Raw genomic sequence first — 14,442 nt, 5'->3', positions numbered from 1 at the left:
GCGATCGGCGACGGCGGCGGTGGTCGAGGCGCCTCCGTCGCGGCAAACGAGGGCGACGGCCGTTACGCCACCGCGGCGACGGGCTTGCCGTTGGATTGGATCCAGCGGCGGATGTTGCCGGTGGCGCCTTCCCAGCCGGTGTTGCAGCGGAGCTTGAGAAACGTCTCGTACAGCCCGTCGATCCCCTTGGCGAGGTCGCGGATCATGCCGATACGCTCCTCGAACACGCCGCGCTCGTCCTCGGCTTCCTCTACGTCCGGCAGCTTGGCACTACCGACGGCCAATCCCTCGGCCCCCAAGGTCAGGCTGTACGTGTGACCGGCGGCGTCCATCACCAAGCCGGCCTTGCGCGGGATCTTGCCACTGCGCAGGCCGTCGCGGGCCTCGGGCATGCGGGCGGGGCCGTCGCCGCGGAGGCCGTCGCGACCCGTCTGGCCGTAGGCGCAGTCGAGGTCGAGCGATTTGTCGATCATCACCGCCACCGGACCGGCCGGCGTCTGCAGCGTGCCGCTCTTCACGTCCAGCTCGTGCATCAGCCAGAGCATGAACTCGTTGCCCAGGAAATCCTTCGGCTCCGGCCCCTTGGCGGTCCAGGGGTACTCGGGGTGCTGGCTTTCCCCTTCGGGCCCGTAAACGAAGCGGGTGGGGCGGCTGTCCTCATAATCGCGCCGGCGGCCCTGCGGTTCCATCATCTTCAGCGCCAGCGATCCGCTGCTGAGCGGTTGCAGGGAGAGGCCGAACGTGCGCTCGAAGATCTCCAGCAGCATCTCCTGCGTCTTGCCCCCGACCGACGCGTAGAGCGTCTGGTTGGGCAAATCCCACAGCAGCGACACGATCTTGCTGCGCCGGAATCGCCCGCTGCGCAAATCTTCATCCAACCGCCGGCTGACCACGTCCTTCACGTCGCGCTTCTGATCCTTGCGGATAAAGCCCGACGGGTTGGTGCTGGCGACGGCCTCTTCCTCCATGATCGTGTAGGCCTTCTTGAGCGAGCCGGGCACCTTGCTGGTGTCGACGCGCAGCGCGAAGTGCAGGCAGTCGGCGAAGACGTTGCGCTCGAAGGTGAAGTTGGCATCCAGAATGTGCCGCCCACCCGACCAGCCGTATTCGACCTCTTCGGGGATGCCGATGTCGCCGGGACGAAGGGCCAGGGCGTCGAGCTTGTCGAGCAGATCCTGTTCGACCCGCGTGGGGCTGTCGCCCATGACGGCGAAACGGCGGAAACTGACGGAACCGGAAGAAAAGCCCATGGAGACAACCTTTTGCGTAAGTAAGCGAAAGAACTCGTTCTCATCATCCAGCAAGGCCGGGTGATGGCGGTGCGTCGGCGGCCTTTACCGTGGCATGGGCGTCTCGCCCATGCGTGTGATGAGGTCGGGCGACTCCATTTGTTGCCACTGTGCGGCCGGCGCAACGGCCAGCAATCACCCTTCTCATGCCAGTCCACCCGCATGGGCGAGACGCCCATGCCACGGTCGGACCGGACGAATGCCGATGTACGCCCGTGCGGACGGTGACGAGCAGCACACGTCACCATCGTGTTCCTCCGCTATCGGCAACCTTCGTCCGAGAACGCCTGACAGTTCGTTGCGGATATCCCAGGCGCGGGGCGGGATGGTAGCGGTGACGGCCCGATTCGCAAACGTTCCGTTGCGACGGCGACACCTATCGCGCATGTTATCCACATTGGCCTGTTGATTGTGGAGAATTGGGACGCTAAGGGCGCCAAGGCCGCCAAGGAAATACAGATGGGCCTCCTGTCCCTCTCCCGGTACTCCGGGAGAGGCTAGGTGAGGGTGATTTCGAACTGCTGGCGATTCTCGGCGATCGAGATCACCCTCGCCCCCTCTCCCGGCGTACCGGGAGAGGGGGCGAGAACCGTCGCCGCTTTACCTGCTTGGCGTCCTTGGCGTTCTTGGCGGTTCAATCCTCTTCAATGACTCGACCGCGCGACGATAAGGAGACAATGGCTGCTTCACGCTTTTCCCACCGCTTGGTTCTTTCCCCGATCCTCATTGCCGCCGTGACCGGTTGCGTGACGCCAGAGCTGCAGCGATCGCATCTGGATGCGCGAACGGAGAACTTTCAACAGGACCCGTTCCCCGCGGCCACCCCGTCGGCGGTCGTCGCGGTGACGGAGCGCATCTTCCCGGCGGTCGTGCGGCTCGACGTGGCGCAGGAGCGGTACAAGGAAGGCAAGCGGTCGCTGGAGCGCAGCATCGGGTCGGGCGTGATCATCGATGATGAGGGTCGCATCCTGACCAACTTCCACGTCGCCGGACGGGCGGCGGAGATCTTCGTGACGCTGTTCAACAAGGAACGCGTGCCCGCCAAAGTGGTGGGGGACGACCACTGGTCCGATCTGGCCGTCGTGCAGATGGACATGGAGACGGTGCGCAAGAAGGGCATCAAGTTCCGGTCGGCCGAGATGGGCGACAGCAGTGGCCTGTTGACCGGGCAGGACGTGATGGCGATCGGCACGCCGTTCGGCCTGGCGCGCACGACGACGCTGGGCATCGTCAGCAACACCGACCGCACGTTCTACCCCGGCCGGCAGATGATCGACGAGTACGAGACCGGCGACTTCTTCAACTGGGTGCAGATGGACACCCCCATCGCCCAGGGCAACAGCGGCGGCCCGCTGGTCGACATGAACGGGCGCGTCGTGGGCATCAACACGCGCGGCATCCCCGGGCAAAGCCTGAACTTCGCCATCCCCATCAACGTCGCCCGCGACGTCGCCAGGGCCATCATGGCCGACGCGGCGACCGACGACACCGGTAAGATGAAGGGACAGGTGCATCGCAGCGACCTTGGGCTGGTCTTCAAGCCGTTGAACGAGCTCGAATCGTTCTACGACATCGACATCAACCAGGGCGTGCTGATCAACAGCGTCGAACGCGGCAGCGCCGCGGCCAAGGCGGGCGTGCGCACGCAGGACATCTTGATGAAGCTGGACGGCCAGCCGATCAACGTCCGCTTCCCCGAAGAACTCGCCGCTGCGCGCAAGCGCATCGCCGATCTGCCCATCGGCAGCGACGTTACGCTGACTCTCAAACGCGGTAAGGAAACGCTCGACGTGAAGGTGCAGACGCAGGCATTGGAAGGGGCCGTCGGCGAAGAGCGCGAGCTGAAGGTCTGGGGCCTGAGCGTGCGCGATGTGACGCGCAGCTACGCCAACGACAATCAGCTGAACGACGACGAGGGGGCCGTCGTCACCACCACCACGCCCGGCTACCCCGCCGCCCGCGCCGAACTGCAGGAGGGCGACGTGATCCGCAGCATCAACGGCCAGCCGGTGACGGACCTGAACGCGTTGGGCGCGCTGTACGCAACGTCGGTTGAGAAGAAGGAGAACCGCGTGCTGATCGAGGTCACCCGCAACCGCGGCGCCCGCAGTGTGGTGCTAAGGGTGACGTATTAGTTTGCCTGGACAGAGAGCAAAAATCGAATGATCGAGGACGCCAGTCAAACGATGACGTCCGCTCCGACCGTGGCATGGGCGTCTCGCCCATGCGTGTGGACTGAAATACGAAATGCGATTGGTGGCTGTTGCTTCGGCCGGGCAACGATACCGAACCGGAACTTCTGGCCTTACCACACGCATGGGCGAGACGCCCATGCCACGGTAAAGGCAACGTTCCGCTTCGCCTGGCGTCCCCGGCGGCCATCGCGGCTATCATCCTTCCAGCGAACCACATTTAGGAAACCTATGAAACACTGGCTCATCCGCGCATCCCTATCGCTCGCCATCGCGAGCGTCAGCATCGGCCTTACGTCTCCCGCCACCGCCCAGGTTGCCCCCGATGTGGCGGCGAAGGTGTACGAGGAGGCATCGCCGTCGTTGGTGGTCGTGCAGTTCACGTGGACGTCGGAGATTCGCAAGCTCGAACTGTCGGCCGCGGGCGTGGTGGTGACGGAGGACGGTGTGGTGATGGCGTCGCTGGCGGCGTTCAACCCGCAGTTTCCGGACGAGCAGCTCGTCGACTTCAAGATCATCATCCCGCAGCAGGGCAAGGACAACGAGGAAGTGGAGGCCGAGTTCCTCGGTCGAGACGAACGCTACGGCGTGGCCTACGTGAAGGCCAAAACCAAGCGTGACTGGAAGCCCATGAAGTTCGAGGCGGCCGAGGTGGGCATTGGTGAACCGGTGGTATCCGTCGGCATGCTGCCCAAGGCCGGCGGGTACAAGTCGTACCTGACGACCGCGGTCGTGGGCGCTAAGATTCCCGAGGCCGTGCCGCAGGTGCTGGCGATGGGGTCGCTGGGGCCGATCCAGTCGCCGGTGTTCAACGGCAAGGGGGCCGCGGTGGGGCTGGTCAGCGCATCGCCCGGGCAGACGCCGTACCTGAGCACCGGGCAGCGCGAGCTGGATGAGCGCAGCCAGCTGCTCGCCCTGACCAACCCACCGCGTTTTTACGTGCCCGCCAGCGACTTCATCGCCGGCCTGTCGGACCTGCCGAAGGCCGGTGAGCCGTTGAAGCTGTCCTACCTGGGCGTGCGCGAGATGAAGGGCCTGGCGAAGGATGTGGCCGAGTATTACGGGCTCGTCGATCAACCCGCGATCCAGCTCGGCGACATCGTCCCCGGCACGCCCGCGGCCGAGGCGGGACTGAAGCGCGGCGCGATCATTACGCAGCTGAACGGCAAGCCGCTGGAACGCGGCAGCGACCCGGACGATCTGCCGGCCATCTTCGGTCGCACGCTGCTCCGCATGAAGGTGGGCGAAGAGGTCACGCTGTCGGTCCTGCCCGCCAAGGACCAGCCCACGCAGGACGTGAAGGTGACGCTCGGCGAGCGCCCGATGCGCGCCAACCTCGCCAAGCGTTACTACGCGGAAGACCTTGGCTTCGGCGTGCGCGAATTGGTCTTCGACGACATCTACGAACGCCGCCTGGCCGAGGGTGAGAAGGGCGTGGCGATGACGATCGTCCGCCCCCAAAGCGCCGCCGAGTCAGCACGGCTTCAGGGCAACGAGATGATCACGCAGTTGAACGGCAAGCCCGTGACCGATTTGCAGCAGTTCACGACCGACTACGAAACGTTCCGGAAAGCGTCGCCGAAGGAGGCCGTGGTGCTGGTCGTGAAGCGCGAGGGCCGCGAGGACACGGTGCGGATCGAACCACCGCAGTAATAGCAATGCCCGCTGGTGATGCGACAGGGCGGTCTTCGGTAGGACAGGCATTCCTGCCTGTCTCTTCCTGTGGCACAGACAAGAATGTCTGTGCCACAGGAGACAAAGACAGAAGACAGGGGGAGAGGAATACGGAGGGAGAGACAGGCAGGAATGCCTGTCCTACATTCTACAGACCAGCCCTTATTCCACCGTCACGCTCTTGGCCAGGTTGCGCGGCTTGTCGACGTTGCAGCCGCGCAGCACGGCGGCGTGGTAGGCCATCAACTGCAGCGGCACGACGCTCAGCAGCGGTTGCAGGCACTCCAGCGCGTCGGGGACGTAGACGACGTGGTCGCTGTGGCGGCTGATGTTCGTGTCCCCCTCGGTGGCAACGGCGATGATGTGACCGCCACGGGCGCGCACCTCCTCGATGTTGCTGATCACCTTGTCGTACTGCACGCCCTTGGTCGCGATGAACACGACCGGCATGCCCTCGGTGATCAGCGCGATCGGCCCGTGCTTCATCTCGGCGGCGGGCATGCCCTCGGCGTGGATGTAGCTGATCTCCTTCAGCTTCAACGCCCCCTCCATCGCCACCGGATAGTGATAGCCGCGGCCCAGGAACAGCCAGTTCTCGCGGTCGATGAACTTGGAGATCATGTCGCGAATCGCGTCGCTCTGGTCCAGCACGCGCTGCATCTTGTCCGGGATCGCCACCAGCCCCTCGATCGTCTCCTGGCACTGGCTCTGGCTCATGAACCGGCGGCGGCCGATGAACAGCGCCAGCATGGTCAGCGTGGCGCACATGCAGGTGAAGGCCTTGGTGCTGGCGACGCCGATCTCCGGGCCGGCGTGCAGGTAGACGCCGCCGTCGGTCTCGCGGGCGATCGTGCTGCCGACGACGTTCACCACGCCCAGGCCCAGCGCGCCCTTCTCCTTGCCCTCGCGCAGTGCCGCCAGCGTGTCGGCGGTCTCGCCGCTTTGGCTGATCGCGACGACGACCGTGCCTTCTTCCACCAGGGGGTTGCGGTAGCGGAACTCGCTGGCGAACGTGCATTCGGTGACGACCTTCGCCAGGTCTTCAAACAGGTAATCGCCCACGAGCCCCGCGTGGAACGCCGTGCCCTGACCCACCAGGATGTACCGGCGGGCCTTCACCAAGTCGCGCGCATGGTCGCCGATGCCACCCAGCACGATGCGCCCTTCCCGCGGCTCCGCGCGACCGCGGAGGCAGTTGCGGATGGCGCCGGGCTGCTCGAAGATTTCCTTCAGCATGTAGTGCGGGTAGCCGCCCAACTCGTACTCTTCGAGCTTGTGTTCCAACTGGCTGACGACCGGCGACACGTGCTGGTCGTCGATCGTCATCGTGCGGAAGCTGTCGGGCCGCAGGATGGCCATCTCGTTGTCGTTCAGGTAGATGACCTGCGTCGTGTGCTCGACGATCGCGCTGGCATCGGACGCCACCACGTACTCGTTGTCGCCAACGCCCACGATGAGCGGCGAACCCTTGCGGGCGACGATCAGCGTGTCCGGTTCATCGCGGCAGACGACGGCGATGCCGTACGTGCCTTCAACTTGGTCCAACGCCGCCTGCACCGCCAACTGCAGCACGCTGGTGCCCTTGGCGATGTGGTTCTTCAGCTTGATATCGGTGTACAAATCGCCCACGAGCACGGCCAGCACCTCGGTGTCGGTCTGGCTCTGGAACGTGTGACCCTTCTCAACCAGGAACTGCTTCAGGGCGGCGTAGTTCTCGATGATGCCGTTGTGGACGAGCGCGATCTTGCCGGCGTTGTCGCTGTGCGGGTGGGCGTTCACCTCAGTGGGGGCGCCGTGGGTCGCCCAGCGGGTGTGGGCCATGCCGATGAACGCATCGGGCAGCGGCGTCGCGTTGTTGATCGCGTTCTCCAGCACGCTGATCCGGCCCACCGCCCGGCGGACGTGCAGATCGCCCTTGCCGTCGATGACGGCGATGCCGGCGGAGTCGTAGCCGCGATACTCGAGGCGCTTCAGGCCCTCGATGAGCAGCGGCTGACACATCTTCCGACCGACATAGGCGACGATTCCGCACATGGGCAAGGCTCCTTCAAGTTTCGTTTCGGTAGGGCGATAGACCACGGGCTGCGCGCTGTGGATCCATCCTCAGGCGCACCGTTCATCGGCAAGCCGCGCAAGTCTATCCCGTATCAGAAGCACGTCCAAACGACTTCGGACGTGTTTTGGGTATTAACCCGTAATGCTCAGGCCGGTTCTACCAACAATTCCAAGAATTCTGGCTGAGATAGCGCAGCTTCAGCTCACGGGGCGGTCGCCATTCCACGTGGCCGTCGATCCACGCCAGGTTCGCCCCCGTTAACCGGCCGCGATGCAAGTGATGGCTGAGGTCGATCTGAAAATCGGACTGCGGCGCGGTCGCCAAATTATAGGACGTCGGATCCACGACGCGTTCCTTAATGACGAGTACGGAGTCGCTCAGGACGGGGTTCGTTTTCGCCAGTCGATCACCGAGCCGAACCGGACCTTGAATGGGATCGGAGCCGTTTACAAGGTAGGCGCCGACCGTTTCGGCTGGAGGGTACATCAGGTCGGCGTCGCGGCGGGGCACCCAGTGACTGTAACCGGCGATGATGTAGCTGAAGAGGTTGTACTTCCTCGACTTCAATTCGTCGGTCGCATCTGGACAAAACAGCAGGTCGTGCGGCTGCTTGTATCGCGTGAGCATCGCGTCGTACCACGCGTTGGCCAGATCGATCGAGTTGGCACCCGTGTCGGTCGACGTCGCCGCAGGGGGTAAAAGGAACGGATCGTACCGCGGCAGGAAGCCGCGGTGCTCGTTGGCGTAGACGTGCATCGTCATCACCTGCTGTCGCAGGTTCGAGGCGCACTGCACGCGAACGGCACTTCGGCGGGAACCGGCGATCGTCGGGAGCAGAATGCCCAACAACACCGCAATGATGCCGATGACGACCAGCAGTTCGACCAGCGTGAAGGCGCGGTGCCGCATGAGGTCAGCCGAGTATACCCTGCGGGGTCGCCATGCGGAAACCGAATCGCTCGACACGCGCCGGCGTCTCTCCTATCCTCCGAACGGTATGTCAACGCAGCCTACGCCTGAAAAATCGTTCCTCGTCCAGAAGTTCGCCAAGCTGAAGTTCGGGCAGTACCACGTCGTGGGCTACTCGGTGGCCGGCGAGGAGACGGTCGTCCAGATCCCCGAACAGAACGTCTGCTTCGACATCGGCCGCTGCCCCTACTTCGCGCTCACCAGCGACTATGTCTGCTTGAGCCACGCCCACATGGACCACCTGGCCGGCCTGGCGTACTACCTGAGCCAGCGGTACTTCCAGGGCATGAAGCCGGGCACGGTCCTCGTTCCGCGCGAACTGGAACGGCCAATCGAAGCCATGCTGCGCAGCTGGCGCGACGTCGAACGGCAGGGCACGCCGTTCAAGCTCATCCCCATGAGCCCCGGCCAAATGTACGAGGTGCGGCGCGATTTCGGCATTCGCTGCTTCGCCACGCACCACGGTGGCGCCAGCTTGGGCTACTCGCTCGTCAGCATTCGCGAGAAGCTGAAGCCGGAATACATGGAAAAGAGCGGCCCGGAATTGGCGGAGATGAAGAAGAGCGGTGTCGAGATCCAGTACCGCCTGGAGGTGCCGACCGTCGCGTTCCTTGGCGACACGACCGCCGGCCCCGTGTTCGATGAACCCGACGTGCAGAACGCCGAGACGCTGATCACCGAGTGCACGTTCTTCGATGTCGACCACAAGACCAAGGCCAAGGCCGGCCGTCACTTGCACGTGGATGAGTTCGCCAAGCTGCTGCCGAAGCTGAAGAACCAACAAATCGTGCTCGGCCACGTCAGCCGTCGCACCGGCGTCGGCCGGGCTCGCCGCATCCTGCGCAAGCTGGTGGGCGATGAGCAGATGGCCCGCATCCACTTCCTGATGGACTTCGAGGGTGCCACCGACGCCGGCGACGTCGAATCGGCGGGACCGAATCCGGTGGAGAGCCTTTAGGATTGCACGCAAAGAGGATAAACCGCCAAGGACGCCAAGAGTAAGAGAAGGATGGGTGCTCCGGTCCCTCTCCCGGTACGCCGGGAGAGGCTAGGTGAGGGTGCCTTTGGTTCTTTCCGAAGTCCTCAACAGTTCAAAATCACCCTCACCCTAACCCTCTCCCGGCGTACCGGGAGAGGGGATCAGAAGCATTCTCCTTCACCATCCTACAATCTCGCATATGCCGATCCACACGAAACGATGGAACGACCCGCGCGAGCCGGACGACGGCCATCGATTGCTAGTGACGCGTTACCGCCCGCGCGGCGTTGCCAAGGCCGACGAGACGTGGGACGCGTGGGACCCCAGCCTCGGCCCGACGAAGGACCTGCACGCGGCCGTCTACACGAGCAGCGCGTCGCCGGTGCCGTGGCCGATTTACCGGAAACAGTACATCGCCCAGCAGAAGGAGAACGCGGACAAGATTGCTGCGCTTGCCAAGCGTTCTCAGGCAGGCGAGACAATCACGCTGCTCTGTTCCAGCGCGTGCGAGCGCGAGTCGCGATGTCACCGGTCGATCCTGAAGGAACTCATCGACGCAACAGGGTAGTGCAGCCTCGCCGGGCTGGTCGGTTAGGCGATCGGGCCGGCTTGCTTGTCATTCCGGTTCGTCTCACATCACACACTTAACCGACCTTCCCATGAACTGGCACCTCGGCACGATGGGCTTCGGCTACGACGACTGGGCCGGCGTCTTTTATCCCCCGCGCACGCCATCCACCCAGTACCTGTCGTTCTTCGCGACGCAGTTCAACGCGGTCGAGCTGGACACGACGTTCTATGCGATTCCCCCGGTCGAGCGCGTGCAGAAGTGGCGCGACGCCACGCCGGCCGGCTTCACGTTCTGCGCCAAGGTTCCGAAGCGGGCCACGCACGAGATGCCGCCGGCGCAGGCTGTGGAGGAACTGAAGGTGTTCGTCGATTCCATGCGTGCGTTTGAGGACAAGCTCGGCGTGTTGCTGCTGCAATTCCCGCCGAGCTTTGCAATCGGGCAAGTTGCCAAGCTGGAGGCACTGCTGGCCACCGTGCCGACGGACGTGCGGTTCGCTGTCGAGCTGCGCGACCGTTCGTGGGGCACGCAGCAGACGCTCGATTTGCTGTCGCATCACGGCGTAGCGCTGGCGCACGCCGAGTACCGCCATCCGCCTCGCCTGCTGCCGCAGACGGCCAGTTTCCGCTACGTCCGCTGGATCGGCGAGCACGAGCGGTTTTCGACCTACACTCGCGAACAGATCGACCTCGGCGACCGACTAGCGTGGTGGAAGGAAAAGTTGCTGGAACCGACCCCCGAGCCGATCACCGATATCTTCGGCTTCTTCAACAACGACTACGCCGGGTATGCGATCGAGACGTGCGAGCGCTTCAAGCGAACGATCGGCCAACCGGTAGGCCACCGCCCGACGCCAGAGCCTGAGCGTGGTTTATTCGATTAGTGAGACCATCGCTTCACTTAGTAGTGGTGACGACTGCATCGCGCTGCGGCGCAGCCGCAAATTCGTACCATGGGCGGCTCGCCCATGTCTTCAGCTGGACGTAAGACACGGGCGGGCCGCCCGTGGTACGGGTCCATATCGATGCTGCGCATCGACCGCGACGCAGGCATCGCCACTACAGCATGCCGGAAACATCGCTTTTCAAATGACACCGCCGCGACCGAAGAGATCCTTCGGAGTACCTCAGGATGACGAGGATGCGCTTGAACCTGGATTCATTGCTTCCACCTTCCGACTTCCCACTTCCCCCCGCCCCCCGTATCTTTCCCGCGATGAATGCGAAGCATCGGGCGGCAGAGGCGGCGCTAACTTACGTGACGTCGGACAGCGTGATCGGCATCGGCACGGGGTCGACGGCCGACTACTTCATCCGCGCGCTCGGCGATGCGCTGCAGGCGGAGCGGCTGCGCAACGTGCGCGGCGTGCCGACGTCGTTGTCGTCGGAACGGCTCGCACGTCATCTGGGCATCGGCATCGTCTCGCTGAGCGAATACCCACAACTGGACATCGCGGTCGACGGGGCCGACGAGATCGACCCGCACCTGGACATGATCAAGGGCCTCGGCGGGGCGCTGCTGCGCGAGAAGATCGTCGCCCAAAGCGCCGCCCGCATGATTGTGATCGCCGACGAAGGCAAGCTCGTGCCGACGCTCGGCACGAAGTCGCCGTTACCGGTTGAGGTGGCGGCCTTCTCGCACGAGATCCACGTCGGGCACCTGCGCCAACTGGGCGGCGAACCCACGCTCCGCCGATCGGATGACGGGACGATCTTCACGACCGACAACGGCAACTACATCTACGACTGCAAGTTCCCCCGCATCGACCGGCCACGCGAGTTGGAACTGGCCATCCGCGCCCGCGCCGGCGTCATCGACACCGGCCTGTTCCTCGGAATCGCCACCGTCGCCATCATCGGCAGCGAGACTGGTGTGCGGCAGATCCAGCGGACGTGAGCTAGAAGATTGTTCGACGAAACGTTCGTAAAGCAGAGCACGTCATCATCCCGATCGGGAGCGGAAGCGACCTGAGGGATCGGTACTGGGGACGATCTCCGACCGTTCGAGATCCCTCAGGTCGCTACCGCTCCCGATCGGGATGACAAACTCGTTCACAGACGCTCGATTCGTCAGACCGTGCCTAACCGGCAACGTGCCGCGCAATTCGCAGCCGGTCCGGTTCTACCTTTCCCACAATATCGAACACGTCCAACCGGGCCGCGAATTCGATGTCGTCCTGCAAGCCATTGCGGATGATGTTCGTGCCGCCGCGGGTGCGGACTAGGGCAGCAGGGAGGTCAGGGCGGGCGTGATGGAACAAATCACCCGCGGCCAGCGCGACATCGCTGGCGAGCACGACGGGTTTTAGCGCCGATAGCGCCTTCAGTACGGCACCGGCGCCGATCAAGTCTTCGAGCGACACCAAGCCGTCGCTACCGGAGCAAAGCAGCGTGACGTCATTACCCACTGCGGCCACCGCCTGCGCGACGGCGGTAGCGTTCACGAGCGCGCCGACGAACAGGTGCTTGGCCCCGCGCGCCGCGACAATCGCCTTGGTGCCGTTCGTGGTCGCCATGAACGCGGTTCGTCCCACCATCGCTGGCGTAAAGCCTGCGGGGCTGTTGCCGAGCGTGAAGCCCGCCGGCGGCAGACAGTCGCGCTCGCCACAAGTGATGGCGTCCGGCCCAAACTGCTCGGCCGCGGTCAGGACGCTCGCGATGTCGGGTTGCACGAAGATCTCCCGCACGCCCGCGGCCAGGGCGGCGGTCATGGTCGTGGTGGCGCGTAACACGTCGAAGACGACGACGGTACGACCGTCCACGTGCGCGGCCGAGAGGTCCCGCGGAAGCTGTACGACGTCGATCAGCATCGGTATAGAGCGCTCGCCAGGCGCAACCTACTTCGCCGCGACCGCGGTCTCGACGGCGGCCACGAGCTTTTCGTCATCGGGCGAGGTCTTGCTGTCGAAGCGGGCCATGATCTGACCGTTGCGGTCGACCAGGAACTTCGTGAAGTTCCAGCCGATCTCACCGGCAAACTCGCCGGCGGTGGCCTGCTCGGTCAGGAACTGATAAAGGGGGTGCTTGTCGTCCCCCTTCACGCTGATCTTGCTCAGCATGGGGAACGTGACGTCGTACTTCGTCGAGCAGAACGTCTTGATCTCTTCGTCGCTGCCCGGCTCCTGGCCGCCAAAGTTGTTGGCGGGGGCGCCAACGATCACGAAGCCCTGATCCTTGTACTTGCGATAGAGCTCTTCGAGGCCTTTGTACTGCTTGGTCAGCCCGCACTTGCTGGCGACGTTGACGATCAGCACGGGCTGTCCCTTCAGCGTGGCCAGGTCCAGGTCGTTGCCGTTGATGTCCTTCATGACGAACGACAGTGGCCCCGCCGGCTGCGTTGCCGACGCGGCGGCCGAGGGTTCCTTCACTACGTCCTTCGCAGTGGCGCGCTTCACGCGAACGGCAAAGAACGTAACGGCAACGACGATAGCGATGATGGCAAGAAGACGAATCATAGTGCCCCTAGTGTAGAGCGGCCGTTTGCGACAGGCAAAAGCGGGCCCGAGTATTTCCTTCGCCTAAAGGTTGGCGGAGGAAATTCCAGCGTGGATCAGGGACGTTGTCATGCCGATGGAAGCCTCAGGCGACCTGAGGGATCTCGGACCACGGACGGTTCTCGGCCTTGGGAGATCCCTCAGGTCGCTACCGCTCCCTTCGGGATGACAAGTGCGCACAAGGCGACGAATTTATGTCCGCCAGCATTTAGGCTCCGCGACGCTCGCGTTGCACATCTTCCATACGGTGCGGGTACCATCCGTGCCGAATGGCTGAGTACGTCATCTTGGTTCTCATTCTGCTGCTTGCCGGCGCGTTTGCGTTCGTCGGAACGGCCGCGCTCATGGCGCGCCTGCTGCTGTGGCCACCCCGCATGACCGATGGCAAGGCGCTCTACCTGCTGAAGCGCTTGTCGCCGACCGATATTGGCATCGCGTACGAATCGATCACCTTCACCGTTCGCGACGACCGCAGCGGGCGGGATATGAAATTTGCCAGTTGGTGGATGCCGGCCAGCCAGCCGTCGACCACCACCGTGGTGCTGCTGCACGGCTACGCCGACGCGAAGGTCGGTGGTATCGCATGGGCGCCGACGCTGCTCGGCATGGGCCTCAACGTACTTGCGGTCGACCTTCGCGCCCACGGCGACAGCGACGGCACGCAGGTGACGGCCGGCTATTTCGAACGGCACGATCTGGACGCGATCGTCAGCCAGTTGAAGGGGATGCACGCGGCCGCGTCGCAGTCGATCGTGTTGTTCGGCGTCAGCCTCGGTAGCGCGGTCGCCATCGCGACGGCGGACCTGCGAGACGACGTGTCGGCCGTGGTGATGGACAGCCCGTTCGCCGATTATCGCGCTGCGATCGATGTTCACGCCCGCTTACTTGGCGCGCCGGGCGGCATTGTGGCGCGACTGGCGGCGACGATCGCCGAGTGGATGAGCGGGGCGAACTACGACAAGGTTCGGCCGGTGGATTTGGTCGCGCGGTCGAAGTGTCCGGTGCTGATCATCCAAGGCGCGCTCGACCCCTTCTGCGACGCCGAGTGCCGTGCGGCGCTCGCACAAGCATGTGCATCGGCCGCTGCGGGATCGACGCAGGTCGTGTTAGACGATGTCGGACACCTGGCGGGGCTGCGCGATGCGAGCGAGGCCTATGAGCGTGCGATCAGGACGTTCCTCAAGTCTTCAACGTGATTGAGAGGCGCGGTCATGGGCAGGAC

General features: G+C 64.1%; 12 protein-coding genes. 7 read left to right on the top strand and 5 right to left on the bottom strand.

The features are described 5' to 3' along the window. Window positions 1–62: 62 nt before the first annotated feature. Window positions 63–1,250, bottom strand: a complete 1,188-nt coding sequence (locus VGN72_11670; GenBank protein ID HEV7300015.1) for a hypothetical protein — start codon at window positions 1,248–1,250, stop codon at window positions 63–65. A 716-nt stretch (window positions 1,251–1,966) separates the two neighbouring features. Here VGN72_11670 and VGN72_11665 point away from each other — a divergent pair. After that, complete coding sequence (locus VGN72_11665) at window positions 1,967–3,424, top strand: trypsin-like peptidase domain-containing protein (GenBank protein HEV7300014.1); 1,458 nt, start codon at window positions 1,967–1,969, stop codon at window positions 3,422–3,424. 288 nt (window positions 3,425–3,712) lie between these two features. Beyond that, window positions 3,713–5,134, top strand: a complete 1,422-nt coding sequence (locus tag VGN72_11660) for a PDZ domain-containing protein (protein ID HEV7300013.1) — start codon at window positions 3,713–3,715, stop codon at window positions 5,132–5,134. A 183-nt stretch (window positions 5,135–5,317) separates the two neighbouring features. On the opposite strand, the gene glmS is transcribed toward VGN72_11660, so the two are convergent. Together glmS and VGN72_11650 are read right to left on the bottom strand one after the other, a co-directional pair. Next, window positions 5,318–7,189, bottom strand: coding sequence for a glutamine--fructose-6-phosphate transaminase (isomerizing) (gene glmS / locus VGN72_11655; GenBank protein HEV7300012.1), 1,872 nt, complete (start codon window positions 7,187–7,189; stop codon window positions 5,318–5,320). Between the two features lie 178 nt (window positions 7,190–7,367). Next, on the bottom strand, window positions 7,368–8,120 hold the full coding sequence (locus VGN72_11650) for a type II secretion system protein (GenBank protein HEV7300011.1): 753 nt from the start codon (window positions 8,118–8,120) through the stop codon (window positions 7,368–7,370). 88 nt (window positions 8,121–8,208) lie between these two features. Here VGN72_11650 and VGN72_11645 point away from each other — a divergent pair, with 88 nt between their 5' ends. The 4 genes from VGN72_11645 (at window position 8,209) to rpiA (ending at window position 11,623) form a co-directional block, all read left to right on the top strand. After that, entirely contained in the window at window positions 8,209–9,138 is a 930-nt protein-coding gene (locus VGN72_11645; GenBank protein HEV7300010.1) for an MBL fold metallo-hydrolase, read from the top strand. A gap of 220 nt (window positions 9,139–9,358) precedes the next feature. Then, window positions 9,359–9,727: a DUF488 family protein gene (locus VGN72_11640; GenBank protein HEV7300009.1), complete on the top strand. Its 369-nt coding sequence runs from the start codon at window positions 9,359–9,361 to the stop codon at window positions 9,725–9,727. A gap of 91 nt (window positions 9,728–9,818) precedes the next feature. Continuing rightward, entirely contained in the window at window positions 9,819–10,610 is a 792-nt protein-coding gene (locus VGN72_11635; protein ID HEV7300008.1) for a DUF72 domain-containing protein, read from the top strand. A gap of 332 nt (window positions 10,611–10,942) precedes the next feature. Further along, on the top strand, window positions 10,943–11,623 hold the full coding sequence (rpiA, locus tag VGN72_11630; GenBank protein ID HEV7300007.1) for a ribose-5-phosphate isomerase RpiA: 681 nt from the start codon (window positions 10,943–10,945) through the stop codon (window positions 11,621–11,623). Between the two features lie 184 nt (window positions 11,624–11,807). Here rpiA and VGN72_11625 read toward each other — a convergent pair whose 3' ends face one another. After that, the gene (locus VGN72_11625; GenBank protein HEV7300006.1) at window positions 11,808–12,536 is read right to left on the bottom strand and encodes a 2-phosphosulfolactate phosphatase; all 729 of its coding nucleotides are present in this window, start codon (window positions 12,534–12,536) and stop codon (window positions 11,808–11,810) included. Between the two features lie 27 nt (window positions 12,537–12,563). Beyond that, window positions 12,564–13,181 carry a glutathione peroxidase gene (locus tag VGN72_11620; protein ID HEV7300005.1) on the bottom strand — a complete coding sequence of 206 codons (618 nt, stop codon included), beginning with the start codon at window positions 13,179–13,181 and terminating at the stop codon, window positions 12,564–12,566. 308 nt (window positions 13,182–13,489) lie between these two features. Between VGN72_11620 and VGN72_11615 the strand changes: the two genes are divergently transcribed. Beyond that, window positions 13,490–14,416, top strand: coding sequence for an alpha/beta fold hydrolase (locus VGN72_11615; protein HEV7300004.1), 927 nt, complete (start codon window positions 13,490–13,492; stop codon window positions 14,414–14,416). The last annotated feature ends 26 nt before the right edge of the window (window positions 14,417–14,442 follow it).

It is taken from the genome of Tepidisphaeraceae bacterium (assembly GCA_035998445.1).
Lineage (GTDB): Bacteria > Planctomycetota > Phycisphaerae > Tepidisphaerales > Tepidisphaeraceae > DASYHQ01.
The sequence above is the reverse complement of the archived record's forward strand: the minus strand, read 5'-3'. Positions and strand labels throughout refer to the sequence as shown.